The sequence below is a fragment of the Tistrella arctica genome (assembly GCF_039630945.1).
In the GTDB taxonomy this organism is placed as follows: domain Bacteria; phylum Pseudomonadota; class Alphaproteobacteria; order Tistrellales; family Tistrellaceae; genus Tistrella; species Tistrella bauzanensis.
In genome coordinates this window covers 109,248-135,348 of record NZ_JBBKTV010000009.1, presented here as the reverse complement: position 1 = coordinate 135,348, position 26,101 = coordinate 109,248, and the positions used below count along the sequence as shown (strand labels likewise).

The 26,101-nt window shown below is 65.8% G+C and carries 24 protein-coding genes; 20 read left to right on the top strand and 4 right to left on the bottom strand.

The features are described from left to right. Nucleotides 1-4: 4 nt before the first annotated feature. A complete protein-coding gene (locus WG924_RS20650; protein ID WP_028240157.1) occupies nt 5-1,990 on the top strand; it encodes a relaxase/mobilization nuclease domain-containing protein in 1,986 nt (661 codons plus the stop codon). A 234-nt stretch (nt 1,991-2,224) separates the two neighbouring features. On the opposite strand, the gene WG924_RS20645 is transcribed toward WG924_RS20650, so the two are convergent. The 4 genes from WG924_RS20645 to WG924_RS20630 all read right to left on the bottom strand — a co-directional run bounded on the left by WG924_RS20645 (nt 2,225) and on the right by WG924_RS20630 (nt 5,655). Continuing rightward, nucleotides 2,225-2,674, bottom strand: coding sequence for a chromate resistance protein ChrB domain-containing protein (locus WG924_RS20645; RefSeq protein ID WP_017677027.1), 450 nt, complete (start codon nt 2,672-2,674; stop codon nt 2,225-2,227). A 61-nt stretch (nt 2,675-2,735) separates the two neighbouring features. Further along, nucleotides 2,736-3,335, bottom strand: a complete 600-nt coding sequence (locus tag WG924_RS20640) for a superoxide dismutase (RefSeq protein ID WP_028240156.1) — start codon at nt 3,333-3,335, stop codon at nt 2,736-2,738. A gap of 11 nt (nt 3,336-3,346) precedes the next feature. Continuing rightward, the gene (chrA, locus tag WG924_RS20635) at nt 3,347-4,675 is read right to left on the bottom strand and encodes a chromate efflux transporter (protein ID WP_051231744.1); all 1,329 of its coding nucleotides are present in this window, start codon (nt 4,673-4,675) and stop codon (nt 3,347-3,349) included. A gap of 38 nt (nt 4,676-4,713) precedes the next feature. Beyond that, a complete protein-coding gene (locus WG924_RS20630) occupies nt 4,714-5,655 on the bottom strand; it encodes a chromate resistance protein ChrB domain-containing protein (protein WP_028240154.1) in 942 nt (313 codons plus the stop codon). Nucleotides 5,656-5,720: 65 nt separating this feature from the next. Between WG924_RS20630 and WG924_RS20625 the strand changes: the two genes are divergently transcribed. The 19 genes from WG924_RS20625 (at nt 5,721) to WG924_RS20535 (ending at nt 26,099) form a co-directional block, all read left to right on the top strand. After that, nucleotides 5,721-6,572, top strand: coding sequence for an MFS transporter (locus WG924_RS20625; RefSeq protein ID WP_051231742.1), 852 nt, complete (start codon nt 5,721-5,723; stop codon nt 6,570-6,572). Nucleotides 6,573-6,639: 67 nt separating this feature from the next. Next, nucleotides 6,640-7,584 carry a LysR family transcriptional regulator gene (locus WG924_RS20620; RefSeq protein WP_017677032.1) on the top strand — a complete coding sequence of 315 codons (945 nt, stop codon included), beginning with the start codon at nt 6,640-6,642 and terminating at the stop codon, nt 7,582-7,584. Continuing rightward, nucleotides 7,581-7,859 (top strand): EexN family lipoprotein, encoded by a 279-nt coding sequence (locus WG924_RS20615; RefSeq protein ID WP_028240153.1) that lies wholly within the window; start codon nt 7,581-7,583, stop codon nt 7,857-7,859. The genes WG924_RS20620 and WG924_RS20615 overlap by 4 nt, the downstream gene beginning before the upstream one ends. A 236-nt stretch (nt 7,860-8,095) precedes the next feature. Beyond that, nucleotides 8,096-10,096 carry a conjugal transfer protein TraG gene (locus WG924_RS20610; protein ID WP_028240152.1) on the top strand — a complete coding sequence of 667 codons (2,001 nt, stop codon included), beginning with the start codon at nt 8,096-8,098 and terminating at the stop codon, nt 10,094-10,096. Continuing rightward, nucleotides 10,093-10,557 (top strand): ribbon-helix-helix protein, CopG family, encoded by a 465-nt coding sequence (locus WG924_RS20605; protein ID WP_028240151.1) that lies wholly within the window; start codon nt 10,093-10,095, stop codon nt 10,555-10,557. Before WG924_RS20610 ends, WG924_RS20605 begins: the two co-directional genes overlap by 4 nt. Further along, nucleotides 10,554-11,606, top strand: coding sequence for a P-type conjugative transfer ATPase TrbB (gene trbB / locus WG924_RS20600; RefSeq protein ID WP_028240150.1), 1,053 nt, complete (start codon nt 10,554-10,556; stop codon nt 11,604-11,606). The genes WG924_RS20605 and trbB overlap by 4 nt, the downstream gene beginning before the upstream one ends. Next, nucleotides 11,603-11,986 carry a TrbC/VirB2 family type IV secretion system protein gene (locus WG924_RS20595; RefSeq protein WP_003103996.1) on the top strand — a complete coding sequence of 128 codons (384 nt, stop codon included), beginning with the start codon at nt 11,603-11,605 and terminating at the stop codon, nt 11,984-11,986. The genes trbB and WG924_RS20595 overlap by 4 nt, the downstream gene beginning before the upstream one ends. Next, a complete protein-coding gene (locus WG924_RS20590) occupies nt 11,983-12,255 on the top strand; it encodes a VirB3 family type IV secretion system protein (protein WP_023083647.1) in 273 nt (90 codons plus the stop codon). The genes WG924_RS20595 and WG924_RS20590 overlap by 4 nt, the downstream gene beginning before the upstream one ends. 15 nt (nt 12,256-12,270) lie before the next feature. Then, entirely contained in the window at nt 12,271-14,724 is a 2,454-nt protein-coding gene (gene trbE / locus WG924_RS20585) for a conjugal transfer protein TrbE (RefSeq protein WP_028240149.1), read from the top strand. After that, nucleotides 14,721-15,446, top strand: a complete 726-nt coding sequence (gene trbJ / locus WG924_RS20580; protein WP_028240148.1) for a P-type conjugative transfer protein TrbJ — start codon at nt 14,721-14,723, stop codon at nt 15,444-15,446. The genes trbE and trbJ overlap by 4 nt, the downstream gene beginning before the upstream one ends. A gap of 11 nt (nt 15,447-15,457) precedes the next feature. Further along, nucleotides 15,458-15,799 carry a hypothetical protein gene (locus WG924_RS20575; protein ID WP_028240147.1) on the top strand — a complete coding sequence of 114 codons (342 nt, stop codon included), beginning with the start codon at nt 15,458-15,460 and terminating at the stop codon, nt 15,797-15,799. After that, nucleotides 15,796-17,172, top strand: a complete 1,377-nt coding sequence (trbL, locus tag WG924_RS20570; protein ID WP_028240146.1) for a P-type conjugative transfer protein TrbL — start codon at nt 15,796-15,798, stop codon at nt 17,170-17,172. The genes WG924_RS20575 and trbL overlap by 4 nt, the downstream gene beginning before the upstream one ends. Before the next feature lie 12 nt (nt 17,173-17,184). Further along, nucleotides 17,185-17,889 carry a conjugal transfer protein TrbF gene (gene trbF / locus WG924_RS20565; protein ID WP_028240145.1) on the top strand — a complete coding sequence of 235 codons (705 nt, stop codon included), beginning with the start codon at nt 17,185-17,187 and terminating at the stop codon, nt 17,887-17,889. Next, nucleotides 17,886-18,878: a P-type conjugative transfer protein TrbG gene (gene trbG / locus WG924_RS20560; RefSeq protein WP_028240144.1), complete on the top strand. Its 993-nt coding sequence runs from the start codon at nt 17,886-17,888 to the stop codon at nt 18,876-18,878. The genes trbF and trbG overlap by 4 nt, the downstream gene beginning before the upstream one ends. 2 nt (nt 18,879-18,880) lie before the next feature. After that, nucleotides 18,881-20,164 (top strand): TraB/TrbI/VirB10 family type IV secretion system protein, encoded by a 1,284-nt coding sequence (locus tag WG924_RS20555; protein WP_028240143.1) that lies wholly within the window; start codon nt 18,881-18,883, stop codon nt 20,162-20,164. After that, nucleotides 20,161-20,406 carry a DUF2274 domain-containing protein gene (locus tag WG924_RS20550; RefSeq protein WP_028240142.1) on the top strand — a complete coding sequence of 82 codons (246 nt, stop codon included), beginning with the start codon at nt 20,161-20,163 and terminating at the stop codon, nt 20,404-20,406. The genes WG924_RS20555 and WG924_RS20550 overlap by 4 nt, the downstream gene beginning before the upstream one ends. 782 nt (nt 20,407-21,188) lie before the next feature. Beyond that, nucleotides 21,189-23,000 (top strand): N-acetylglutaminylglutamine amidotransferase, encoded by a 1,812-nt coding sequence (locus WG924_RS20545; protein ID WP_345934966.1) that lies wholly within the window; start codon nt 21,189-21,191, stop codon nt 22,998-23,000. Nucleotides 23,001-23,082: 82 nt separating this feature from the next. After that, the gene (ngg, locus tag WG924_RS20540) at nt 23,083-24,897 is read left to right on the top strand and encodes an N-acetylglutaminylglutamine synthetase (RefSeq protein ID WP_345934965.1); all 1,815 of its coding nucleotides are present in this window, start codon (nt 23,083-23,085) and stop codon (nt 24,895-24,897) included. After that, nucleotides 24,894-26,099, top strand: a complete 1,206-nt coding sequence (locus WG924_RS20535; protein WP_345934964.1) for an osmoprotectant NAGGN system M42 family peptidase — start codon at nt 24,894-24,896, stop codon at nt 26,097-26,099. Before ngg ends, WG924_RS20535 begins: the two co-directional genes overlap by 4 nt. The last annotated feature ends 2 nt before the right edge of the window (nt 26,100-26,101 follow it).

Sequence of the window (26,101 nt, the reverse complement as noted above, 5' to 3'; positions counted from 1 at the left end):
AGCCATGACCGACCGCCGCGACGATGATTTCCGCATCCGCCCCAGCGCCCCGAAGAACCGGGGCCAGGGCTTCGTCTCCAAGGTGCTCAAGCAGGCAGGCAAGGCCAGCAGCGGCAAGTCGTCGGTGCGTCGTCCTGGTGCTGCCGGCGGCTCCGGGAGGGGCACGGGCCAGCGGCCCGGCTCGCGCCTGGGTCGCGGCCACACGGCGGCGCGCTTCGCCGGGGCGAAGCTGACGCCCATGTCGCGGCGCGTGACCATCAAGACGCTGCTGGTCAACCAGCGCCAGGCCAGCCCGCAGTCGCTCGCCAAGCACCTGCGCTACATCGAGCGCGATGGCGTAGGCCGCGATGGCGAGCCGGGCCAAGCCTACGGGCCGCAGACCGATGCCGCCGACCTCGACGCCTTCAAGGAACGCTGCGCCGACGACCGGCATCACTTCCGCTTCATCCTCTCGCCCGAGGACGGCGCCGAGCTGGAAGACCTGCGCACCTACACGCGGCACCTCATGGGCCGCATGGAGGCCGACCTGGGCATGGGCCTCGATTGGGTAGCCGTCAACCACTGGAACACCGACAACCCGCACACGCACATCGTCGTGCGCGGACGCGACGACACCGGCAAAGACCTCATCATCGCGGGCGACTACATCGCCGATGGCTTCCGCCATCGCGCCGCCGAACTGGCGACCGAATGGCTGGGGCCGCGCACCGAGCTGGAGATCCAGCAGACCTTGCAACGCGAGGTGGAGCAGGAACGGTGGACGAGCCTCGACCGTACCCTGCAACGAGAGGCCGGCGAGGATGGTCGGGTGCAGATCGAACGGTTCAACGAACCTGGGCTGCAACGCCAGCGCCTGCTGCTGATCGGCCGGCTGCAACGCTTGCAGCGCCTGGGCCTGGCCGACGAGATGCAGCCGGGCACCTGGGCCGTCCATGCCGACGCGGAAAAGACCCTGCGCGCCCTGGGCGAACGTGGCGACATCATCCGCACCATGCAGCGGGCGATGCGCGGCGAGCCGCGCGAACTGGCGGTGTTCGAGCCGGGCGACGAGGGCCGAACCATCCTCGGCCGCGTGGCCGCGAAGGGACTGGCCGACGAGCTGCGCGACCGGGGCTATCTGGTCATCGACGGCGTGGACGGCAAGGCCCACTACGTCGCGCTCAATGCCCGCGACGAGCTGGCGAACTACCCGACTGGCGCCGTGGTGGAGGTGAAGGGGTCGGCCGACGTGCGCGCGGCCGACAAGAACATCGCCGCGCTGGCGAGCGATGGCCTGTACCGCACTGACCACCACCTGGCCGTCGCGCAGGGTCAGGCCGTGCCGGGCCGCGATTCGCACGAAGTCGTCGCGGCCCACGTCCGCCGGCTGGAAGCCCTGCGCCGCGCCGGCATCGTGGAGCGCGTGGCCGAGGGGCTATGGAAGGTGCCGAACGACCTGGCCGAACAGGGCCGCCGCTATGACGCGCAGCGCCTGGGCGGCGTGGCGGTGGAACTGAAATCGCACCTGCCCATCGAGCGGCAGGCCCGCGTGATCGGTGCCACTTGGCTCGACCAGCAGTTGATCGGTGGCGGGTCGGGGCTGGGTGACCTGGGTTTTGGCAGCGAGGCCAAACAGGCGATGCAGCACCGTGCCGACTTCCTGGCCGAACAGGGGCTGGCAGAGCGGCGTGGGCAGCGCGTGATCCTGGCGCGCAATCTGCTGGGCACGCTGCGCAATCGGGAGCTGGCGCAGGCCGCCAGGGACATTGCGGCCGAAACCGGCCTGGAATATCGGCCTGCGGGTGACGGTCAGCGCGTGGCCGGTATCTACCGGCGCAGCGTCATGCTCGCCAGCGGGCGCTACGCCATGCTCGATGACGGCAAGGGGTTCAGTCTGGTGCCGTGGCGGCCGGTGGTCGAGCAGCGGCTGGGCCAGCAGCTTGCCGCTACGGTGCGCGGCGGCGGGGTGTCCTGGGAGATAGGACGGCAGCGTGGGCCTGCCGTTGGCTGATCTCCTGATATAGATCCATCCAGCGTCAACATGAAACCGCAGGTCTTGTCATAAAGAGCTTGGTTATAGAAATCTGTCTGGCATACGCAGAATATTCCTATCGCAGCCTCACGAACGTCGTGCGTTGCTAGCTGACATCGGAAGTGGAGTGCCAGCCTATTCGAAAGGGCACTTCCTGATTCAATGTGTTGCCAGGCCGCCTGGGGGTTGTTGATCCCAAGGGCTTGGGTTCATTCAGGCAGGCGGCCAGTTATGGGTTTCGTCTTGACCCTCTCGGTTCCAAGCATAGAGGGCGTCATACATCACCAGGCCGTGGCGCAGCATCTCGTGGTCGTCCACGAACATGCGCGATAGGCCGAGCGAGATCGCGTAGAGGCCCGCCGATTGTGGTGTGAGTTCGAGGCGTGAAGTGTCGGCACCGCGCACGATGTTGGCCAACTGCACGAGTGCTGGTTCGGTTAGCTGGTACTTTGCCAAGAAGGCATCGAAGCTGCATTGCTCCCCGACGTGGCTAAACTCTACTCCTGGGATGTCATAGGGTATCGCACCCGTTTTCTCTGCAATGGCTAGAACCTCTGATGCGGGTACGTAAAGGAACTCGGCATCATGGTCGATGAAGCGCAGAATTAGCCAGGGACAAGCGATACGGTCGATTTTGGGACGTTCACGTGTAATCCACTTCATCATTGCCTCCTTCGTGACTCGGCTGACTTGATCGAACCCTTCATCAAAGCGCAGATGCTGATCAGGCTGTCCGGGCGCACTGGATATATCGGTTGGCCACTTCATCCCACAGGATATTTTCCATAAATGCATCTACATAGGCTGCTGCCTTCGCGCCGTAGTCGATGTGGTAGGCGTGTTCATACATATCCAGGGCCAGTATGGGCGTTCCCCCTGCCATGGCGTGACAGTGATCAGATCCCCATTGATTGCTGAGCCGACCATCACGCGGTGACCAGACCAACAGCACCCAGCCAGAACCCCCCGCCAATGCTTTGCCCATTGCAGAGAACTCGGTTTGCCAGCGAGCCAGACTTCCGAAGTCGCGCTCAATGGCGTCCCGTAAGTCGCCGGGCGGCAACTGGCCATCACCGCCCAGCGCCGCAAAGTACACTTCATGCAGCACCATCGAGTTGTAGGCCACCAGTTCTTCTCGCTTGAGGCCATTGATCAGAAATCCAGCCTCATTCAAGTAATCAAGTTCTGCGAGCTTTCTGCGAATGGCATTGAGTCTTTTGACCGCGCCTGAATAGTTGTTTTCATGGTGGCTGACAATCAGTCGTTCCGATAGACCCCTGAGACTGGTTGGATCAATTGGCAAGGCGCGTATTTCAAGTGACATGGCTTCGTTCCTCACAGAATCAGGGTTTTCAACACCAGGCCCACGACAGCGCTGGCGGCAATGACTTGGATGACGCTGCGCTTGAAGCGGAACAGGGCTACAGCCGCTCCCAGCGCCATCAGCGCCGATATCCAGTCGAAGCGCCCGGCCAGGCCCTCGGGCCATAGCACGTGATAGGCGAAGAACACGGCCAGGTTCAGGATCACACCGACGACGGCTGCGGTGATGGCGGTCAAGGGCGCCGTGAAGCGAAGATTGCCGTGGGTCGATTCGACGAGCGGTCCGCCGGCGAGAATAAAAATGAAGGAAGGCAGGAAGGTGAACCAGGTCACCAGCGCCGCCGCGACGGCACCGGCGACGAACAGAAGGTCGGGACCGAACAGCGCCTGCACATAGGCGCCCACGAAGGCGACGAAAGCCACCACCATGATCAGTGGCCCCGGATTCGCTTCGCCGAGGGCCAGGCCGTCAATCATCTGCGTCGGGGTGAGCCAGGCGTAATGGCCAACCGCGCCTTGGTAGATGTAGGGCAGTACCGCATAGGCGCCGCCGAAGGTCAGCAGGGCCGCCTTGGTGAAGAACCATCCCATCTGCGTCAGGCTGTGATCCCAGCCGTAGCCTGCCGTGAGCAGCGCCATGGGAATCAACCACAGGAGAAAGCCGGCGACGGCCACGCGCAACAGGCCGGACCAGCGGAATCGGGCATGTTCGGGCGTTGGTGTGTCGTCATCAATCAGTGCCGGGCCGTAGGACTTGTCCGCTGCGGCATGACCACCACCCGTCTTGAACCTGTGCGGTGCAATGCGCCCGCCGATGTAGCCGGTCAGTGCGGCGCCGGCAACGATGTAGGGGAAGGGCACGTTCAGCGCGAAGATGGCCACGAAAGCGGCGGCGGCAATGGCCCACATCACGCTGTTCTTGAGTGCCCGCGAGCCGATGCGATGCACGGCCTGCACCACGACCGCCGTGATGGCGGGCTTGATGCCGTAGAACAGTCCCGCCACCAGGGCCGTGTCGCCGTAGGCGATGTAGAGCCACGACAACAGGATCAGGAAGCCCAGCCCCGGCAGCAGAAACAGGGTGCCCGCCACAATGCCTCCCCAGGTACGGTGCATGAGCCAGCCCATGTAGGTGGCCAACTGCTGCCCTTCCGGACCCGGCAGCAGCATGCAGTAGTTGAGCGCGTGCAGGAAACGGCGTTCACTGATCCAGCGGCGCTGTTCGACCAGTTCCCGGTGCATGAGGGCGATCTGTCCGGCGGGGCCGCCGAAGCCGATGAAACCGAGTTTTAGCCAGAGACGAAAAGCCTCCCAAAAACCGACCGGCGGCGGAGCCGCCACTACAACGTCCTCCGTCAAACTTTCTGTCACGTTATTTGTCACGTTATGGTTGCTCCTTTGTTGTCAAAGCTGGCGAGCAAGCCGTCGAAGACAGCAGATGCGGCGGCCAGCAGCGAATCGTCTTGGGTAAGGGTTTCGCGCAGCCCGGCGAGTACGCTCTCGATGCCGACCGCCTCGGGCGGCTGGATGCCACCGACATCGAGGTAATGCACCAGTAGGCCAAGCCGTGCGATGGCAGCCTGTTCCAGCCCGAAACTCACAGCCAGCACCTCGAAGGTGACGCGACCACCGATGTGGCTGAAGGTGGCACCATCGAAATCGAAGCCCAGCGCGTCGGGCGGGCAGTCGTCAGGACTGTCCAGCCACAGAATCCGCGCCTGCGGGTCGATGAAACGGCGGATTAGCCAGGCGCTGGCCAGCCGGTCCACCCAGGGCCGGCGCCGCGTCGCCCAGGTACGGCCCTGATAGTCGGACAGGCCCAGGCGCTCAATCACGCCGTTCATCGCCTGCGGTTCGTCCGGGGACAAGGCCCGCGCACAGGCCAGTTCCAGTTCACACAGGGCGGCATCCGTCTGCCGTTGCGCTTCGCCGGGGAAGAAGTCGATTTCGATTAGATTGGTGAAGGCCCTGCGCAGCTTGCGCACTTGCTTGAGCGCGTCTTGAACGGTCTCGGGGGTCAGCGTTTCCCGCACCTGTGCCACTTCGGCTGACAGGGCGGTGAATTCAGCGCCGCGATCGAACAGGGCGACGAAGCTCTCTCCCTCCGGCTCCTCGATGTGCAGCACATGGGCGCTCCCTCCTCCCTCGCGCACTTCGGCCGCCAGCCCTTCCAGGGTGGTGCGGCAATCTTCGTGTTCCGGCATCAGGTAGACACCGTCGCGCAGGACGGCGGCGCCGGATGCCTTGAGGGCACGCCAGACCCGTTGCCGGGCTGTGGCGTTCTCGGTGGGCAAAGACAGAATCAGGGTGATCATCTTCATGTTGTAGATATTATCTCAATGTAGAATAATACTCTACAACATTTTTTTCTGAGGCGGAGGGTCACATGAGCATCCACCTTGCTGGCTTAGTAGGTACGGCTTTCGGCTTTCTGTTCTCGGCCGGACTGATTAAGGCGGCGGCGCTTCCGGCAGTCGTCGTCGCTAGTAGGCGCAACGGTGGATTCGGCGAAAGACTCCTTCGCGGAACACGCATCTACCTCCAAACGCCACGGTTGCGCGGTCTGCTGGCATTGCATCTTTGCGCGGCGGCCGGTGGGGCGATGGTGTTCGTCAACACCATCGTGATCGTTCGGAACTTCTTGGATGGCAGCGAACAGCAGGTTGCACTGGCGCTTGCGACCTTCGGAGGCGGTTCCACGTTGGCCGCGCTGCTATTGCCCAAGGTGCTTGACCGAATCTCTGATCGCTGCGTGATGTTGTCCGCCGCGACGATGATGGTGCTTGCGCTGCTGGCCACTGCTGCCGCCTGGATCGCATTGCCATCTTGGCGAGATTGGGCGTTGCTGCTGCCGGCATGGGGCGTGTTGGGCGTTGCCTATGCCGGATTGGTGACGCCTGGAGGGCGCTTGATACGGCGGTCGGCACACGAGGAGGATCTACCAGCGGTGTTCGCCGCGCAATTCTCCTTCTCGCATATCTGTTGGCTGCTGGCGTACCCATTGGCAGGCTGGGTCGGCCTCAAGTTCGGTCTTGGCGTTGCCTTGGCTGCTCTGAGTTGCCTTGCGGTCGTTGGGATGCTTGCCGCAGTTCGGAGCTGGCCGCGAGACGACCAATCAGTTCTTGTGCATGAGCATGGCGATCTTCCAGATGACCATGCGCATCTTCGGTCGTATGGCGTAGCGCCGCACGCACATCCGTTTGTCATCGACACGCTGCATCGGCGCTGGCCCGGATGAACAAGTCGAGGTTCCGGCAATGGTTAAGGAGCGGCTTCTTTCTTGGTTCGCAGGGAGTGAGTATTCGATGGAATTGAGACACCTGAGATATTTTCTCGCTGTAGCGGAGGAACTTCACTTCGCACGTGCCGCAGAGAAGCTGCACATCGAGCAATCGCCCCTGTCCCGAGCCATCAAGGAGTTGGAAGAAGAATTGGGCGTTGTGTTACTCGCCCGTACCACACGCAGTACGCGGCTGACTCGTGCTGGCAAACTCTTCATAGTGCATGTGCGCCGCGTGTTCTCCGCCTTGGAACAAGCGCGCGACAGTGTGAAAGCAGCGGCGAATGGCTTTCATGGGCAGTTGCGTGTGGCCTTGTCCGATGGCATCACGCCATCGCGCCTGCCAGCTTTGCTGGCGTTGTGCCGCCAAGAAGAACCCGAGGTTGAACTGCGATTCTTCGAGGTGCCATTGTCTCAGCAGATCAAGGGGCTGCATGAAGATATGTACGACGTGGGGTTTGCACAGTCCGATGACGTGGGCGATGGCATCGCCACCATGCCGGCCTGGAATGACACGCTCATCGTGACGGTGCCAGCGCGGCATCCGCTGCTGGCACACAAGCGCATCCCTCTGGAGGAACTGCTGCGCTATCCGCTGGTTCTGTGCGATCCACAAGTGTGCGAAGGCCATGCCAAATTCGTCGATCGGGTGCTGCGCCGAGCCGACATTGAGCCGCTGGTCGCAGAGCGTGTCGCTACGTGCGATCTGATGATGGCCTTGGTATCGGCCGGCCTCGCGCTTGGGTTTACTGGCGCCGCGCGCATTGCCGCCAATCCCGATTCAGGCGTGGTGGCCCGGCCGCTGGCATTGCGCGTGCCGCCGCTGACAACCTACCTGCTGTACCCCGACGGCGAGCCGTCCGAGGTGCTGGCGCGGTTCGTTGAGCGCGTGCAGGCCATCGAGTCACCGGAACCCGCAAGGCCCAAGGCGGGTCGTCATTCCGATTTCCTAGAGGAGCCTCCGCCATGAAGAAGACCGTCCCATTCTTGTTGGTGGCCGCATTGACTGCCTGCGGCCAGTCCGAGACGCCTCAGAAGGCCAACACGTCGGAAGCGAATATCCCGACAGTGGAAGAACTGGCGGCCAACCCCGAACGGCTCAAAGAGTTGCGCCAGCAATGCAAGACCGATCGCCCCAAGCTCGGCGACTTGCTGTGCAACCGAGTGGCCGAGGCCACACGCAAGCGGTTCTATGGCGACGTCGAAACGCCGTACACGCCGCCGAAGGAACCGCCCAAGTTCTGATCGTTGGCGATTCGCCGCATCGCCTTCATTTTTCTGTTCGACACGCCGCAATGCGCCTTCGCTTGCGGCGTTTTTCTTTGGCTCGCCGTCACACTCATTCTGTCTTTTTGCTCGACCTTTCTGCTGAAAACGGTCTTTGACCGGCACTGACCCGGCACCGATCCTGACGCCTGCGGCACGCCTTTGTGCCGCTCTTTCCATGAGGAATCAGCTCAGGAGAAATCGGAGGCCAGGTCATGCAAGGGACGAACGTGCTGTTCGGTCAGATCGCCGTCGTATTCGGCATCGTGATCGCCGGCGTGTGGGGCGCCACACAATGGACAGCAGCCGCCCTTGGCTATCAAGTACGCCTTGGCTCGCCCTGGTTCGACTTCCTTGGCACGTCGATCTACCACCCTTGGAAACTGTTTGAGTGGTGGTTCTTCTTCGGGGCCTATGCACCGGAAGTATTCGACACCGGCGGCACCATCGCCGGCACCAGCGGCATGGTCGCCGTGGGCGTTGCCATCGCCATGTCGGTCTGGCGCTCGCGCCAAGCTCGCCTCGTTACCACCTACGGCTCTGCGCGCTGGGCTAGCGCGCAGGACATTCGCAAGGCGGGCCTCACGCAACCGGCCGGCGTGTTCCTCGGCCAGCACGACCGCCAGTACCTGCGGCATGAAGGCCCGGAACACGTCCTGACCTTCGCGCCTACGCGCTCGGGCAAGGGCGTTGGCCTCGTGGTGCCGACGCTGCTTTCCTGGCCCGCATCCGCCGTCATCCACGACATCAAAGGCGAGAACTGGCAGATCACCGCAGGCTGGCGCTCGCGTTTCTCGCATTGCCTGCTGTTCAACCCGACCGATGCGAAGTCGGCGGCCTACAACCCGCTGCTGGAGGTGCGGCGAGGCGCGCATGAGGTGCGCGACGTTCAGAACATCGCAGACATTTTGGTCGATCCCGAAGGTGCATTGGAGCGCCGGAACCATTGGGAGAAAACCAGCCACGCGCTGTTGGTCGGTGCGATCTTGCATGTGCTCTACGCCGGCGAAGACAAGACGCTGCGCGGCGTCGCCAACTTCCTCTCCGACCCGGCCAGCCCGTTCGAGCTGACCTTGCACCGGATGATGACCACGCCCCACCTGGGCGATGGGCCGCATCCTGTCGTCGCTTCGGCGGCGCGCGAAGTGCTCAACAAGTCGGACAACGAGCGTTCCGGCGTGTTGAGCACCGCCATGTCGTTCCTCGGCCTGTACCGCGACCCGACGGTGGCCGAAGTCACCTCGCGCTGCGATTGGCGCATCGCCGACCTGATCGCGGTCGAGCATCCGGTATCGCTGTACCTCGTGGTGCCGCCTTCGGACATTTCGCGGACGAAGCCGCTCATTCGCCTGATCCTCAACCAGATCGGACGGCGCCTCACCGAATCGCTCGATGGCTCCGATGGCATCGAGCGCCGCCACAAGCTGCTGCTGATGCTCGATGAGTTCCCTGCGCTGGGGCGCCTGGACTTCTTCGAGACGGCGCTGGCCTTCATGGCGGGCTACGGCATCCGCAGCTTCCTCATCGCGCAGTCGCTCAACCAGATCGACAAGGCGTATGGGCAAAACCACTCCATCCTCGACAACTGCCATGTGCGCGTGACGTTCGCCACGAACGACGAGCGCACCGCCAAACGGATCTCCGAGACGCTGGGCACGGCCACCGAGCTGCGCGCCCAGCGCAACTACGCGGGCCATCGGCTCGCGCCGTGGCTGGGCCACCTGATGGTGTCGCGCCAGGAAACCGCGCGCCCGCTGCTGACGCCGGGCGAAGTGATGCAGCTTCCGCCCGACGAGGCGGTGGTGATGGTGTCCAGCGTCGCGCCAATCAAGGCGAAGAAGCTGCGCTACTACGCGGACGGCAATTTCAAGCGTCGCGTGCTGTCGCCGCCCGTACTGGCGGGCGGGCAGTACGCAGACGCGCCGCCATCGCGGCCCGACGACTGGAGCGGGTTGGCGGTTCCCGCCGTGCCCGCCGCACCGGCCACGGCATCCGCCGATGGCCTGGGTTCCACGGATGACGGCGGCCCGCGCCGCCAACCCGAACTCTCCGAAACCGTCACCTACGCCCCCGAGCTGGCCGTGCCGACTGCCGACCTCGCGCTGCTCGATGACGACGACGACCTGCCGCTTCCCCTTCCTCGCCAGCTTGACCCGGTCATGCAGCGCACGGCGCGGCTGGCTTCCCTCGACCCCAACGACGGAATCGAGCTATGAGCCACTACCGCCTCAACCTATTCATCCAGCCAGAGCACGCCAAGCGCCTGGACGAGCTGGCCGCCATGAAAGGCGTGTCCAAGTCGTCCATCGTCGCCGCTGCCTTGGCGTCCTGGCTGTCGCCCGATGCCGCCGACCAGCGCGAGGCGGCCATCGCCAAGCGGTTGGATCGCCTGTCGCGCCAAACCGAACGCCTGGAGCGCGACCAGAACATCCAGATCGAGACGCTGGCGCTGTTCATTCGCTACTACCTCACGGTCAGCACGCCAGTCCCCGAGGCACACCAAGAGGCCGCCCGCGCCCAAGGCAAAGCGCGCTTCGAGCAGTTCGTTGAACAGTTGGGCCGGCACCTGCTGCGCGGGCGCAGCCTGGTGCGCGACGTGGTGGAAGAACTGCATCCCGACCCGATGCGGATGGAAGACGCGGCGGCAGCCGCGCAAGCGCAGGAGCGTGCGTCATGAGCGCCGTTCCGCAGTCCATGAGCGCCACGTCGCTCGACCGCCGCTTCCAGATGCTGCGCACGGCGATGGGGCCGCTGATCGCCGCGGCACTCGAAGACCCGGACGTGGTGGAGGTGATGCTGAATCCCGATCGCACCCTCTGGGTGGATCGGCTTTCCAGTGGTCGGGCGCCGATGGGCGTGGAACTGTCCGAAGCGGACGGTGAGCGAATCATCCGCCTCGTGGCAGCCCATGTCGGAGCGGAGGTGCATCGCGGCCAACCGCTGCTGTCGGCCGAGTTGCCGGAAACGGGAGAACGCTTCGAGGGCATCTTGCCGCCTGCCGCGCCGGGGCCAGCCTTCGCGCTGCGCAAGCGCGCCATCGGCGTCATTCCGCTGGAGCGGTACGTCATCGACGGGATGATGACCAGCGCGCAAGCGGGCTTTCTCGTTCGCGCCGTGCGCGAGCGGCAGAACGTCTTGATCGCCGGCGCTACCAGCAGCGGCAAGACGACCCTGGCCAATGCGCTGCTGGCCGAGATTGCCGCCACGGGCGACCGCGTGCTGGTGCTCGAAGACACGGTGGAGCTGCAATGCGCGGCCCGTGACCACGTTCCCCTGCGCACGCGCGCAGGCGTGGTGTCGATGACCGAGCTGGTTCGCTCGTCCATGCGCCTGCGGCCTGATCGCGTCGTCGTTGGCGAAGTGCGCGGCGCCGAGGCGCTGGATCTCATCAAGGTATGGGGCACGGGCCACCCCGGCGGCATCGCCACGATCCATGCCGGCTCCGCGCTCGGCGCGCTGCTGCGCCTGGAGCAACTGATTCTCGAAGTGGCGGTGAATCCGCCCCGTGCGCTGATCGCCGAGGCGGTCAACGTGGTGATCCACATCGCCGGACGCGGGCGCAAGCGCCGCATCGAGAGCATCGCCCGTGTCGTCGGCTTCGACGCAGTGGGCTACCAACTGGCGGACGCGCTGGAAACGCCGTTTCCCGAGCTTCAGCCACTTCCCGATGCCGCACCCGCTGCGGCGACTTCCCCACCCCCTGACTCACTTGGAGAACTGCCATGACGCAGATGACCATTCCTGCTTTCCGTTTTTCTGCAAATCCGGCTTTGCGTCTTGCGCGGCTGCGCTGCCTGGCCCGTCCTGCGGGACAAGGGCTGCTGCTGGCCGCGCTGCTGTTGTTCCTGGCCGGAACCGCGCAGGCCGCCGGTTCCTCGATGCCGTGGGAAGGCCCGCTGCAATCCATCCTCGAATCCATCCAGGGGCCGGTGGCGCGCATCGTGGCCGTCATCATCATCATCGCCACGGGCCTCGCGCTCGCCTTCGGCGATACGTCGGGCGGATTCCGCAAGCTGATCCAGATCGTCTTCGGCCTGTCCATCGCGTTCGCCGCTTCGAGCTTCTTCCTGTCGTTCTTCAGCTTCTCCGGCGGGGCCGTCGTATGAGTGCCCCGGACACCTTCGCCGCCGGCTTCGAGGTGCCGCTGCATCGCTCGCTGACCGAGCCGATTCTGCTGGGCGGTGCGCCGCGCACCGTGGCGATCGCCAACGGCACGCTGGCCGCCGCTGTCGGGCTGGGCCTGCAATTGTGGATACCGGGCGTGGTGCTCTGGATCGTCGGCCATTCGCTGGCGGTCTGGGGCGCGCGCCTTGATCCGCAGTTCATGGCCGTGTTCGCCCGCCACATCAAACACAAGCCGCTGCTGGATGTTTGAGGGGAGGACGCCGCGATGCTGAATCTCGCCGAATACCGCCAGCGCCCGGCCTTGCTGGCCGACTGGCTGCCCTGGGCCGGACTGGTCGCGCCGGGCGTCGTCTTGAACAAGGACGGCAGTTTCCAGCGCACGGCCCGGTTTCGCGGGCCTGACCTCGACAGCGCGACGCAAGGCGAACTGATCGCCACGTCGGCGCGACTGAACAACGCGCTGCGCCGCATGGGATCGGGCTGGGCGCTATTCATCGAAGCCGAGCGCCATGCGGCCGCCGACTATCCGCGCTCGGAGTTTCCCGAGCCGCTTTCGTGGCTGGTGGAGGAAGAACGCCGGGCCGCGTTTGAGGAATCCGGCCATCACTTCGAGAGCGGCTATCACCTGACGCTGGTGTACCTGCCGCCGGAGGAATCCCGTGCTCGTGCAGCCAAGATGCTCTACGAGAACACGCCGACAAATGGCGTGGACTGGCGCGAGCGGCTGCAAGCCTTCGTCGCGGAAACGGATCGCGTCTTTGACCTGCTCGACGGCGTGATGCCGGAAATTGACTGGCTCGATGACGCGCAGACGCTGACCTACCTGCACGCGACCATCTCGACGCGGCGCTACCGCGTCGGCGTGCCCGAAGTGCCGTTCCACATCGACGCGCTGCTCACCGATTCCGCACTGATCGGCGGCCTGGCGCCCATGCTAGGCGATCAGCACCTGCGGCTGGTGTCGGTGCGGGGCTTCCCGACCTCGACCTGGCCGGGGATTCTGGACGACCTCAACCGCCTCGGTTTTGCGTACCGCTGGAGCACGCGCTTTCTCTGCCTCGACAAAGCCGAGGCGGAAAAAGAACTTTCCCGCCTGCGCCGCCAGTGGTTCGCCAAGCGCAAGAACGTCATCGCGCTGCTGCGCGAAACGATCTTCCAGCAGGAAAGCCCGCTGGTCGATACCGACGCCAACAACAAGGCCGCCGATGCCGACGCCGCCTTGCAGGAGTTGGGCAGCGATCAAGTCGCCTTCGGCTATCTGACGGCGACCGTCACCGTCATGGACGAGGACGCCGCCGTCGCAGACGAGAAGCTGCGCATGGTGGAGCGCGTCATCCAGGGTCGGGGCTTCGTCACCATCCCTGAAACGCTCAATGCCGTGGATGCCTGGCTGTCCTCGCTCCCCGGCAATGCTTACGCCAACGTGCGCCAGCCCATCGTCTCGACGCTGAATCTGGCGCACATGATGCCGGTGTCGGCGGTATGGGCCGGGCCGGAGAAGAACGAACACCTCGACGGCCCCCCGCTGATCGTGACACGCACCGACGGCGCCACGCCGTTCCGGCTGGTGACGCACATCGGCGACGTGGGCCATACGCTGGTCGCGGGGCCGACCGGCATGGGCAAGTCGGTCTTGCTCGCCACGCTGGCGATGCAATTTCGCCGCTATCGCGGCTCGCGCATCTTCGCCTTCGACATGGGCCGCTCCATGCGGGCCGCCATCCTCGGCCTGGGCGGCGAACACTACGACCTGGGCACGGATGGCGAAATCGCCTTCCAGCCACTCGCGCGCATCGACCGTGAGGGCTACCGCACCTGGGCCGCCGAATGGATCGAAGGCCGCTTGCTGCACGAAGGCGTGGCGATCGGCCCCGACGAGAAGGCGGCTATCTGGTCGGCGCTGGGAAGTCTCGCCGGTGCGCCGGTGGAGCAGCGCACGATGACGGGACTTTCCGTGCTGCTGCAATCGAACACGCTGCGACAAGCGCTGTCGCCCTATGTGCTGGGTGGCGCCCACGGCAAGCTGCTGGACGCCGACCACGACCGGCTGGGCATGGCCGACGTGCAGTGCTTCGAGATGGAGGAGCTGATGCACAGCAAGGCCGCCGTCATGGCCGTGCTGCATTACCTCTTTGCGCGTTTCGATGAACGCTTCGACGGGGCGCCCACGCTGCTGATCCTTGATGAAGCGTGGCTGTTCCTCGATGACCCGGTGTTTGCCGCGCGTATCCGCCAGTGGCTCAAGACACTGCGCAAGAAGAACGTCAGCGTCATCTTCGCCACGCAGAGCCTCGCCGACATCAAGGATTCGAGCATCGCGCCCGCGATCATCGAGAGCTGCGCGAGTCGGATTTTCTTGCCCAACCCGCAGGCCACCGAGCCGCAGATTCGCACGATCTACGAGGGCTTCGGCCTCAACAGGCGGCAGATCGAGATCGTCGCCACCGCGCAGCCCAAGCGCGACTACTACTACCAATCCCGCCTCGGCAACCGCCTGTTCGAACTCGACCTGGGGCCGGCGGCTCTGGCGTTTGCGGGCGCTTCCACGCCGCAAGACCAGCGCGACATAGACCGCGTGCTGCTGGACGCCGGCGTGCCCGGCTTCGCGGGCGCCTGGCTGCGCCATCGCGGCCTCGATTGGGCGGCCGACCTGCTGCCCTCGTTCCCCGGCCTCGCGCCGGGTTCCCTCGCTGACCAACCTCTGGAGAACCTGCCATGAATAAGCGCCTTATCGCCGCCGCCATCGCGGCCATGCTTTGCACCGCCACCGCCCATGCGCAATGGGTCGTGGTCGATCCCACGAACCTCGTGCAGAACACGCTGACCGCGATCCGCACGTTGCAACAGATCAACAACCAGATCCAGCAGCTTCAGAACGAAGCGCAGATGTTGATGAACCAGGCGCGCAACCTCGCCAGCCTGCCGTCCAGCGTGGTGAACCAGTTGCGCGCCAATTTGGCGACGACCGAGCGGCTAATCGCCCAGGCGCGCGGCCTGGCCTACGACGTGACGAATCTGGATCGGGAGTTCGCGCGCCTGTATCCCGAGCAGTACGCCGCCACCGTCAGCGGCGACCAGATGTACCGCGACGCGCAGGAGCGTTGGAGGAACACGCTCCACGGCTTGCAGACCACCATGCAGATGCAAGCGCAGGTATCGCAGAACCTGGGCGAAGACGAAAGCGTGCTGGCCGACCTCGTGGGCAAGAGCCAGTCGGCCGAAGGCGCGTTGCAGGCGATGCAGGCCATGAACCAGTTGCTGGCTTTGCAGGCCAAGCAGTCGATCCAGTCGCAGCGGCTCCAGATCACGCAAGACCGGGCCGCCTCGCTGGAGCTGGCGCGGCAGGCGGCGGCCACCGAACGCGCCCGCGAGGTGCGGCGGCGCTTCCTGGGTGAAGGCACGCCGTACACGCCGCAGCGCGTGGACTTCTACGGCAACTGACGGAGGCCGCCATGCGATGCGTCCTCGCCCTGTCGGTTTCGCTGCTTGTGGCGCTGCTGGCCGCTTGCAGCGAGCAGCCGACCGACAACCTTGCCGATGCCCTGACCGCCGATCCCGTGCGGCTCAAGGCATTGCGCGCGCAATGCGCGGCCGACCGGCAGGCCACGGGCGAGGACGCTTGCCGCGCCGCCGCCGAAGCCTTCCGGCGGCGCTTCTTCTCCGGCCAGGCCGGGCCGGATGAGTACCAGACGCTGGCCGACCTGCCGCCGATCCCGCCAAGTTTCGATGCACCGGCCGAATCGGACGACGGCAGCGAATCGCCGGCCGCATCCGATCAAGAGGACGCGCCATGAATGACGTGACCATCATCGACCGCTTCCTCAGTATCTTCGCCGCCTACATCGACTCGGGTTTCGGGCTGTTGCAGGGCGAAGTGGCCTTCCTCACCGCAACGCTGATCGTCATCGACATGACGATCGCCGGACTGTATTGGGCGATGAGCCACGCCACCGGCCAGGGCGAGGACGTCATCGCCAAGCTGCTGCGCAAGGTGCTCTACGTCGGTGCCTTCGCCTACATCATCGGCAACTTCAACTGGCTGGCCGGCATCGTGTTCCGCTCCTTCGCCGGGCTGGGCATCACCGCCACCGGCTCGGCCATCACGATGGAGAACTTCTTGCAGCCGGGCCGGCTGGCGAAAACCGGCATCGACGCAGGAGCGCCGATTCTGGAGCAAGTCGGCGAGATGGCCGGCTTCCCCGAGGTGTTCGTCAATCTTGACGCCATCACGGTGATGTTCCTCGCCTGGCTGATTGTGGTCTTGAGCTTCTTCGTGCTGGCGATCCAGCTATTCATCACGTTGATCGAGTTCAAGCTGACCACGCTCGCAGGCTTCGTGCTGGTGCCTTTCGCGCTCTGGAATAAGACGAGCTTCTTGGCGGAAAAGGTGCTTGGCAACGTGGTGTCGTCTGGCGTCAAGGTCTTGGTGCTGGCTGTCATCGTCGGCATCGGTTCGGGCGTGTTCGCGGAGTTCCAAGTCCATCCCGCCGAGCCTTCCATCGACCATGCGCTGGTCATCATGCTGGCCTCGCTCACCTTGCTGGCGCTCGGGATCTTCGGCCCCGGTATCGCCACGGGCCTGGTGTCCGGTGCGCCGCAACTCGGCGCGGGCGCGATGGCCGGGGCCGCTGTCGGCGCCGCCGGCACGGCCGTTGCCGTCGGCGCTGCCGCGACGGGCGTAGGCGGCGCCGTCATGGCCGGGGCGCGCATGGCGCCTGCCGCCGCCAAGCTCGCTGGCAGCGGCGCGCGTGCTGCCGCCTCGACGGCCAGCAGCGCACGCTCGGCGTTTCAGGCCGGTTCCGCCGCCGCAGGCGGTGGCGCGAAGGGCGCGATGGCCGGCTTGGGCAACGTCGCCAAGACCGGCGCGCAGTCCGCCGGGCGCGGCATCGCATCCCGTGCTTCCGCTGCTGGGCAACGCATGGCAGCTCCCTTCCGCTCTGGTTGGAACGGCCAGGCGGCTGACGGCGACTCGGCAGCCGGAGCATCCGGCCAGGCCGCCGCAGGCGAGGCCACGTCCGGCGCAGCCAATACACAGCCCGCTTGGGCCAAGCGGCTGCATCGCCGCCAGCAACTCACCCATGCCGCGACCACCACCGCCCATGCGCTGCGCGGCGGCGACGGCGGCGGCTCCGGCCAGGGGCCGAGCCTGCGCGATTCCGATTCATAAGGAGAACTGACAATGCGATTCAAGAAACCGCAGGTGCGCTATGCCGACACGCCGCAGCCTGCCACGCCGTACCAAGCTGCCGGCCAGGTATGGGACGAGCGTATCGGCTCGCCGCGCGTGCAGGCGAAGAACTGGCGGCTGATGGCCTTCGGTTGCCTGACACTCGCGCTGCTGATGGCTGGCGGCCTGGTGTGGCGCTCGGCGCAGTCCATCGTGACGCCCTACGTGGTGGAGGTGGACAGCGCGGGCCAGGTGCGCGCCGTCGGCGAAGCCGCCACGCCTTACCGGCCCAACGATGCGCAGACCGCGCACCACATTGCGCGCTTCGTGACGCTGGTGCGCTCGCTGTCCATCGACCCCATCGTCGTCCGCCAAAACTGGCTGGACGCCTACGACTATACGACCGACAAGGGCGCAGCCGTGCTCAACGACTACGCGCGGGTCAACGACCCATTCGCACGCATCGGCAGGGAGTCGGTGACAGTGCAGATCGCCAGCGTCGTGCGCGCCAGCGACACGTCTTTCAACGTGCGCTGGACGGAACGCCGCTACGTCAACGGCGCCGCGGCTGGCCTAGAGCGGTGGACGGCCGTGGTGTCCATCGTGCTCCAGCCGCCGCGCACCGAAGAACGCCTGCGCAAGAACCCCCTGGGCATCTACGTCAACGGCTTGTCGTGGAGCCGAGAACTGGATTCTTCCGAAGGAGCCAAGCCATGAACCTGTCTTTCCGTATTTACGTTTCCGTGCTGATGCTTGCGGCCCTGGCGGGCTGCGCCACGCAGGGCAAACCGCCGCCGGTGATTTCGCTCGATGAGCCGGTGCAGGCTCAGCCGCTGCCCGAGCCGCCCGCGCCGGTGGAGGTGGTGGCCGTACCCGAGGTGTTGCCGATGCCGGCGCAGTTGAAGCCAGCGCCCGAAGCAGAAGACGCCAAACCCACGCCGGAACCGGCCGACGAGAAGGTGCGCGTCTCGCGCGCCAATGCCGAGGCCCGCGTCGCACCCACGCGCGAGGGCTACGTCAACGCGATTCAAGTCTGGCCCTTCACCGATGGCGCGCTGTATCAGGTCTATGCCGCCGTGGGTCGCGTGACCGTGATTTCGCTCCAGCCGGGCGAAGAACTGGTGACGGTAGCCGCCGGCGATACCGTGCGCTGGATCGTGGGTGACACGTCCAGCGGCAGCGGCGCCGAGTTGCGCGTGAACGTGCTGGTCAAGCCGATTCGCTCGAGCCTCAAGACCAACCTCGTCATCACTACCAGCCGCCGCACCTATTTGCTTGAGCTGACCTCGACGGAAAAGACGTGGATGGCGTCGGCGTCATGGGAGTACCCGCGCGACCGGATGCTGGCATTGCAGCGCCAGGCGCAGGCGGCCAGTGCCGCCGCCCCGGTCGATACCGGACTGTCGCTGGAGAAGCTGCGGTTCCGCTACGCGATCAGCGGCAGCAATCCGCCGTGGAAGCCGCTGCGCGCCTTCGATGACGGCGAGAAGGTCTATATCCAGTTTCCGCCGGGCATCGCGCAAGGCGAGCTGCCACCGCTGTTCGTCATCGGCGCGCAGGGCGATGGACAACTGGTGAACTACCGCTTCCGCTCGCCGTACTACATCGTGGATCGGCTGTTCGGCGCGGCCGAACTGCGCCTGGGCAGTGACAAGGGCGACGTGGTGCGAATCGAGCGCACGGACGGCGTTGCGCGGAGGAACTGACCATGAGCCAAGACGACGCCCCTGACCTTGCCACGCCGCAGGCGGGCAAGGTAGCGCCCGAGGCGGTGGCGCTGCGCGCCCAGCCGCGCCCGGTCACGCGCCTGAATCGGCGCACGCTGGCCATCCTTGCCGGCGGCCTGTCGGTCGCCGTGTTCGGGGCCACGATCTGGTCATTGCAGCCGCAGCGGCGCGGAGCCAGCGAGCAGGCCGAGCTTTACAACGTCGATCGCGTGTCGAAGTCCGAAGGGCTGGACGCGCTGCCAACCGATTACTCGAAGCTGCCGGCCTTGCCGCCCGCCGCACCCGAACTGGGGCCGCCACTACCGGGCGATCTTGGCCCGGCCATCGTGAACTCGCAGCAGCCGGTGACACCGGCCTATACGCCTCCGGGTCACGATCCCGAGGATGCCTTGCGCAAGGAAGCTGATGCGGCGGCGGCTTCGTCGGTGTTCTTCCGCTCGGGCGGCCAAGGCCAGGCCGCCGCCACGGTGGCGCAGGCGGCGCCGGGGGTGCCTGGCGCTGCCAGCGCGCTCGCGGCCTTCGACCCACTCGCTGCCGGGCCGGCCTCTGTGGCTGCACAGCCAGCCGATCCGACCGCCGTGCAGAACCGGCAAGACCAGAAAGAGGCATTCCTGAAAGGCGGCTCTACGGAAACCCGCAATTCCGGCAACCTGGCGCTGCCGGCATCGCCTTATCAGGTGATGGCGAGCACGGTGATCGCCGGCGCGCTGGTGACAGGTATCAAGTCGGACTTGCCGGGCGACGTGATCGCCACGGTGACAGAGCCGGTCTATGACACGGCCACGGGCAAGTTCCTGCTGATCCCGCAGGGATCGCGCATCCTCGGGCGCTACAACAGCCAGGTCAGCTACGGGCAGAGCCGCGTGCAGGTGGTGTGGAACCGGATCATCCTGCCCGATACGTCCTCGCTGACGCTCGACAACCTCGTGGGCACCGACCCGGCCGGCTACGCCGGCCTGGAAGACGACGTGGACTGGCATTGGGATCGCATCGTCGCCGGTGCTGTGCTGACGACGCTGCTGGGCGTTGGCGCCGAGCTGGCCGCGCCGGAGAACCGCCAGGACGGCAACCGCATCGTCATCGCCGGACGCGACAGCGCACAGGACAGCATCAATCAGGTCGGCCAGGAGATGACCCGGCGCAACATGAACATCCAACCCACGCTGACCAGCCGGCCCGGCCTGCCGGTGCGGATCATCGTCAACCGGGATCTTGTGCTGCGGCCGTACCAGCCGCTGTTCTTCAACCGGGGGGCTTCGCAATGAGCACGACCAAGAAGCTGCGGCTCGGGCCGCTGCCCAAGACCGAAAGCGTCAAGCTGACCTTCGCCTGTCCGGCCAGCCTGAAAGCCGACCTCGATCGCTACGCCGCGCTGCACGCGCAGGCGTATGGCGAGGCGGTAGATGCCATGACGCTGATCCCGCACATGCTGGAAGCCTTCATGGCGGGAGACAGGGGATTCAGGAAGGGCACGGCCACGCGGAGCGCGCCATCGAAGCCGGCATGATGGTGTCGTACATCGCCCGCCGCATCCATCGAACGCGCAGCCCCAAGGCTGCGCGTTCTTCGTTCTGGATGCCGCCAAGCCTCTTGGGCTATGATGATGCGGCAGGCCCGCCGTTCCTCGGCAATCAAGCACGACACAGTGCGATGCGGCTTCCCCTCCCGACGCTCTTATGTGGCTCCTAGCCCACGAAGCCGCAGTGCTGCAAAGCGGCCCCGAAAAGAGCTAACCTACTGCCCCACATACGGTTTCAAGCCCTTCGTGATTTACACGAAAGACTTGACACCGGCACTTTTTTGGCCGCTGTGGTTGACAGAGCATCCTGTGGCCCCAAGTATAGGGCATCCATCGGACGGCCTGGACAATGACGACCGCCGATCGTTGTCAGATGTCGCGATACATCCTGCGCGACCCTTGACACGAAAAGGACATGTGCTTGCAGATGAGCCTTGCTTATCGGTTCATCTGTATTCGCAGATGCGGTTGTCTTTAATCAGGCTGTCCGACGCTCTTTGACGCTTTGGACCGTCGGCCGGCCGCCAGACCTTATTGCGGTCCGCCGCGTTGCTGTTACGTCGGGATCAGATGGCCGAACCGGCCTTGATCGGCCGTCGTGTCTGCGCGTCGTGCGCGCGCTGCTGTCATGGGGTGTCCATGCGGCCCCGCCCCGCCTGCTTCCTGCCCTGCGCGCTTTGCGCGACCCGCATGTCATCACAACCAGCAACGGCCCCGCCATCCGGGGCACGGCCTCCCTCGCGTCTTCCAACCGGAGGATAGAGACAGACATGTGCGGCTTCAGCGGCGAGATCAGGTTCGATGGCAGAACGGCCGACATCGCGGCCGTGGCACGGATGACCGCCGCGATGGACCGGCGCGGTCCCGATGCGTCGGGTGTTCACGCCCAGGGCAATATCGCCGTCGGTCATCGGCGGCTGAAGATCTTCGACCTCAGCGAACACGCCCAGCAGCCGATGATCGATGCCGAGCTGGGGCTTGGCCTGGTCTATAACGGCGCGATCTACAATTACCGCGAGCTGCGCGCCGAACTGGAGGCACAGGGCTTCCGCTTCTTCTCCACCGGCGACACCGAGGTGATCCTGAAGGGCTATCGCGCCTGGGGTCCGAAGGTGGTCGACAAGCTGTCCGGCATGTTCGCCTTCGTGCTGTGGGAGCGTGACAGCGGCCGGGTGCTGATGGCCCGTGACCGACTGGGCATCAAACCGCTCTATGTTGAACAACGCGGGCGCGCGATCCGCTTCGCCAGCACCCTGCCGGCGCTTCTGGCCGGCGGCGGGGTCGACACCAGCATCGATCCGGTGGCGCTGCAATTCTATCTGCAATTCCACGCCGTCGTGCCCGCCCCGATGACGATCCTGAAGGGCGTGCGCAAGCTGCCGCCGGCCACCCGCCGGATGATCGAACCCGACGGCACCACCCGTGACGAGGTCTATTGGGCGCCGGCCTATGGCGCGCGCGACGACGAACGCAACCTGTCGTTCGGCGACTGGCAGGAACGGGTTCTGGCCAGCCTGCGCACGGCCGTGCGCCGGCGTCTGGTCGCCGACGTGCCGGTTGGTGTGCTGCTCTCGGGCGGGCTGGACAGCAGCCTGATCACCGGCCTGATCGCCGAGGCGGGCCAACAGGATCTGAAAACCTATTCGATCGGCTTCGATGCCGCGGGCGGTGAGGAGGGCGACGAATTCCGCTGGTCCGACATCGTGGCCGCCCATTTCGGCACCGATCATCACCAGATCCGGGTGTCGGCCACCGAGACGCTGGACGCCCTGCCCGACTGCGTGGCGGCGATGAGCGAGCCGATGGTCAGCCATGACGCGGTCGGCTTCTATCTGCTGTCGCAGGCGGTGTCGCGCGATCTGAAGGTGGTGCAGTCGGGCCAGGGCGCCGATGAGGTGTTCGGCGGCTATCACTGGTATCCGCCGATGCTGGCGGCCGGCGACGCCCAGGCGGTCGAGACCTATGCCGCCCATTTCTGCGACCGGCCGCATGACGAATATCAGGGGCTGGTGCGCCCTGATCACCGGGTCGACCGCGACCACGCCCGCGCTTTCGTCGCCGAGCATTTCGCCATGCCCGGCGCCACCCGGCCGATCGACAAGGCCCTGCGCATGGACACCAACATCATGCTGGTCGACGATCCGGTGAAGCGGGTCGACAACATGACCATGAGTTGGGGGCTTGAGGCACGGGTGCCGTTCCTGGACCATGATCTCGTGGAACTGGCGGCCCGCGTTCCGGCCGAGATGAAGGTGAAGACCACGCCCGATGGCCGCCATCTGGCCCAGGGCAAATATGTGCTGGCCGAGGCCGCGCGCGCGGTGATCCCCCATGCGGTGATCGACCGGCCCAAGGGCTATTTCCCGGTGCCGGCGCTGAAACATCTGGAAGGGCCGTATCTGGACATGGTCCGCGCCAGCCTGACCAGCGACGGCGCGCGGGCTCGCGGATTGTTCGACCAGGCCGCCGTCGACCGGCTGCTGGCCGACCCGAAGGCGCATATCACACCGTTGCGCGGATCGAAATTGTGGCAGTTGGCGTTGCTGGAATTGTGGCTCGACACCCACGGGTTGCGGCCCTGACCGCGCGGGCCCGCGCCGGCCGTATCGCCGCAGGCGGCGCCCGCGACCTCGACCAGAGATGACCAGAAAGGCTCCGGTTGCCATGACCCGCCGTTCCCCCCGCGACCCCCGACCGCGCGACCCGCGTCTCGACCGCAAATCCGGCCCCTCTGTCGCCGGCTGGCGATCCGGCGGCAAATCCGCCGGCCGTGCCGCCGCATCGCCCTATTCCCGTACCGAAGCCAGCGTCGATCTTGGCTGGGGCCGGCTGATCTTCGGCCAGACCTTCGACGACAACCGCAAGCTGGCCGACGCCATCCGGATGGAGGAAGAGGGCAAGCGCGACATCGCGCTCTATCTGGCGGAACCGCATGTCCTGTTGTCGCTGGCCCCGCAGGAACTGTTCCTCGACCCCTCGCACACCTTCCGGCTGTGGCTGGACCAGTACCGGCCGGCGCCGGCCCGACGGCGCGGCTTCACCATCCGCCGCTTACGCACCGCCGAAGAGGCGGACGAGGTCGACCGGATCTATCGGGCCCGCCGCATGGTGCCGGTGCCGCAGGACACGGCCATGGCGATGCGCCGCTCGCGCACCGTCACCCAGTTGGTGGCCGTGGAGACCGCCACCGGCCGCATCGTCGGCACGGTGATGGGCGTCGACCATGTCCATGCCTTCGGCGATCAGGAAGGCGGATCCAGCCTTTGGGCGCTGGCCGTGGACCCGCAGGCCTCGCTGCCGGGGATCGGCTCCAGCCTGACCCTGCATCTGGCCGGGCATTTCCTCGCCCGCGGCCGCGCCTATATGGATCTGTCGGTAATGCACGACAACGCCGAGGCGATCGCGCTTTACGAGAAACTCGGCTTTCAACGGGTGCCGGTGTTCTGCGTCAAGCGCAAGAACCCGATCAACGAAACGCTGTTCATCGGCCCCTCTCCGGCCGATGAATTGAACCCTTATGCCCGCATCCTGGTCGACGAGGCCCGCCGGCGCGGGATCGCGGTCGAGGTGCTCGATGCCTCACGCGGGTATTTCACCCTGTCGTTCGGCGGCCGGGCGATCACCTGCCGCGAAAGCCTGACCGAGCTGACCAGCGCCATCGCGATGAGCCGCTGCCAGGACAAGCGGGTGACGCGCAGCGTGCTGGCCAAAGCAGGATTGCGGGTGCCCGAACAGGTGACGGCATCCGATCTGGCGCGGGCGGAAACCTTCCTGGCCCGCCATGGCCGGGTGGTGGTGAAGCCGGTGGATGGCGAACAGGGTCGTGGGGTTCAGGTCGACATCCGCGACAACGACACCCTGGCCAATGCCTGCCGGGCCTTGACCGAACAGGGCGTCACCGGCCTGGTCGAGAGCTTCGTCGAGGGCGAGGATCTGCGGATCATCGTCATCGATGGCGAGGTGGTGGCCGCCGCCCTGCGCAAGCCGGCCGAGATCACCGCCAACGGCACCGACACCATCGGCGCGCTGATCGAGGCGCGATCCCGCCGTCGCGCGGCGGCAACCGGTGGCGAAAGCCGCATTCCCATGGATGACGAAACCGTCCGGGCGGTGGCGGAAGCGGGCTTCACCATGGACGACGTGCCGGCCGCGGGCCAGGTCATCCGGGTGCGAAAGACCGCCAATCTGCACACCGGCGGCACCATCCACGACGTCACCGCCGAGTTGCATCCGGCACTTGCCGATGCCGCGATCCGCGCCGCCCGGGCGCTCGACATTCCGGTGGTCGGGATGGATTTCATGGTTCCGGCCCCCGATCAACCCACATACTGGATCATTGAGGCCAATGAGCGGGCCGGGCTTGCCAATCACGAGCCCCAGCCGACGGCGGAACGCTTCATCGACTTTCTTTTTCCACAGACGGCCACCCGCCGGCGCCATCACCCGGTACCGACGGATGCGGCCGAGGAGACGGCATGAACGACGCGACCAGACGCCCGACCGCAGAGATCCACATCGACCGCGATTACCTGCTCGATACCCTGCTCGCCCTGCTCAACACGCCGAGCCCGTCCGGATACACCGATGGCATCGTCCATATGGTCGGCATGGAACTTGAACGCCTGGGCGTGCCCTTCGAGCTGACCCGCCGTGGCGCGATCCGCGCGGTGATCAAAGGCCGGGAGCGCCGGCCCGCCCGGGCGCTGGTCGCCCATCTGGACACGCTGGGTGCGATCGTGAAGCGGCCGCAATCCAATGGCCGGCTGGCGGTGGCGCCGATCGGCCACTGGTCGGGGCGGTTCGCCGAGGGCGCGCGCTGCACCATCTTCACCGATGACAGCCGTCATCGCGGCACCATCCTGCCGCTGAAGGCATCGGGCCATACCTTCGGGGGCGAAATCGACAAGCTGCCGGTGGGCTGGGATTATGTCGAACTGCGCGTCGACGCCCATGCCGACAACGAACGCGATCTTGAAGCGCTGGGCATCCGGGTGGGCGACATCATCGCCATCGACCCGACGCCGGAAGTGGGCCCCAACGACTATATCAACAGCCGCCATCTCGACGACAAGGCGGGGGTCGCCACCCTGCTTGCCGCGGCGGAAGCGGTGCGGCGCTGCGGCGTGGTGCCGCCGGTGGATACCTATCTGCTGTTCACGATTTCCGAGGAAGTCGGCTCCGGCGCCTCGTCGATCCTGCATGGCGAGATCGCCGAGATGGTGACCATCGACAACGGCACCACCGCCCCGGGCCAGGCCAGTCGCGAGACCGGCGTGACGGTGGCGATGATGGACAGCGCCGGGCCGTTCGACTACCACCTGACCCGCAAGCTGCTGGCGTTGTGCGCCGACAATGGCATTCAGCACCAGCGCGACGTGTTCCGCCATTACCGGTCGGACAGCGCATCGGCGATCGAGGCCGGCAATGATCTGCGCACGGCACTGGTCTGCTTCGGCATCGATGCCTCCCACGGCTATGAACGCATCCATCGCTCGGCGCTGGACGATCTGGCGCGGCTGGAAGCGCTGTATATGTTGAGCGAGCCGACCTTCAAGCGCGACGCCAAGCCGCTGGGTCCGCTGTCGGGCTTCCCCGTGCCGCCGGACTGGGACGAGGAAGAGACCGCCGAGCGCCTGGGCACCCCGGCCCCGGCCGCGCACGAAGAAGAACCCTCGCGCTGAGC

Bases quoted from the DNA above. Each gene is read 5' to 3' on its own strand.
- WG924_RS20650 (WP_028240157.1), top strand. From the start codon at position 5: ATGACCGACCGCCGCGACGATGATTTCCGCATCCGCCCCAGCGCCCCG.
- WG924_RS20645 (WP_017677027.1), bottom strand. From the start codon at position 2,674: ATGAAGTGGATTACACGTGAACGTCCCAAAATCGACCGTATCGCTTGT.
- WG924_RS20640 (WP_028240156.1), bottom strand. From the start codon at position 3,335: ATGTCACTTGAAATACGCGCCTTGCCAATTGATCCAACCAGTCTCAGG.
- WG924_RS20630 (WP_028240154.1), bottom strand. From the start codon at position 5,655: ATGAAGATGATCACCCTGATTCTGTCTTTGCCCACCGAGAACGCCACA.
- WG924_RS20625 (WP_051231742.1), top strand. From the start codon at position 5,721: ATGAGCATCCACCTTGCTGGCTTAGTAGGTACGGCTTTCGGCTTTCTG.
- WG924_RS20620 (WP_017677032.1), top strand. From the start codon at position 6,640: ATGGAATTGAGACACCTGAGATATTTTCTCGCTGTAGCGGAGGAACTT.
- WG924_RS20615 (WP_028240153.1), top strand. From the start codon at position 7,581: ATGAAGAAGACCGTCCCATTCTTGTTGGTGGCCGCATTGACTGCCTGC.
- WG924_RS20610 (WP_028240152.1), top strand. From the start codon at position 8,096: ATGCAAGGGACGAACGTGCTGTTCGGTCAGATCGCCGTCGTATTCGGC.
- WG924_RS20605 (WP_028240151.1), top strand. From the start codon at position 10,093: ATGAGCCACTACCGCCTCAACCTATTCATCCAGCCAGAGCACGCCAAG.
- trbB (WP_028240150.1), top strand. From the start codon at position 10,554: ATGAGCGCCGTTCCGCAGTCCATGAGCGCCACGTCGCTCGACCGCCGC.
- WG924_RS20595 (WP_003103996.1), top strand. From the start codon at position 11,603: ATGACGCAGATGACCATTCCTGCTTTCCGTTTTTCTGCAAATCCGGCT.
- WG924_RS20590 (WP_023083647.1), top strand. From the start codon at position 11,983: ATGAGTGCCCCGGACACCTTCGCCGCCGGCTTCGAGGTGCCGCTGCAT.
- trbE (WP_028240149.1), top strand. From the start codon at position 12,271: ATGCTGAATCTCGCCGAATACCGCCAGCGCCCGGCCTTGCTGGCCGAC.
- trbJ (WP_028240148.1), top strand. From the start codon at position 14,721: ATGAATAAGCGCCTTATCGCCGCCGCCATCGCGGCCATGCTTTGCACC.
- WG924_RS20575 (WP_028240147.1), top strand. From the start codon at position 15,458: ATGCGATGCGTCCTCGCCCTGTCGGTTTCGCTGCTTGTGGCGCTGCTG.
- trbL (WP_028240146.1), top strand. From the start codon at position 15,796: ATGAATGACGTGACCATCATCGACCGCTTCCTCAGTATCTTCGCCGCC.
- trbF (WP_028240145.1), top strand. From the start codon at position 17,185: ATGCGATTCAAGAAACCGCAGGTGCGCTATGCCGACACGCCGCAGCCT.
- trbG (WP_028240144.1), top strand. From the start codon at position 17,886: ATGAACCTGTCTTTCCGTATTTACGTTTCCGTGCTGATGCTTGCGGCC.
- WG924_RS20555 (WP_028240143.1), top strand. From the start codon at position 18,881: ATGAGCCAAGACGACGCCCCTGACCTTGCCACGCCGCAGGCGGGCAAG.
- WG924_RS20550 (WP_028240142.1), top strand. From the start codon at position 20,161: ATGAGCACGACCAAGAAGCTGCGGCTCGGGCCGCTGCCCAAGACCGAA.
- WG924_RS20545 (WP_345934966.1), top strand. From the start codon at position 21,189: ATGTGCGGCTTCAGCGGCGAGATCAGGTTCGATGGCAGAACGGCCGAC.
- ngg (WP_345934965.1), top strand. From the start codon at position 23,083: ATGACCCGCCGTTCCCCCCGCGACCCCCGACCGCGCGACCCGCGTCTC.
- WG924_RS20535 (WP_345934964.1), top strand. From the start codon at position 24,894: ATGAACGACGCGACCAGACGCCCGACCGCAGAGATCCACATCGACCGC.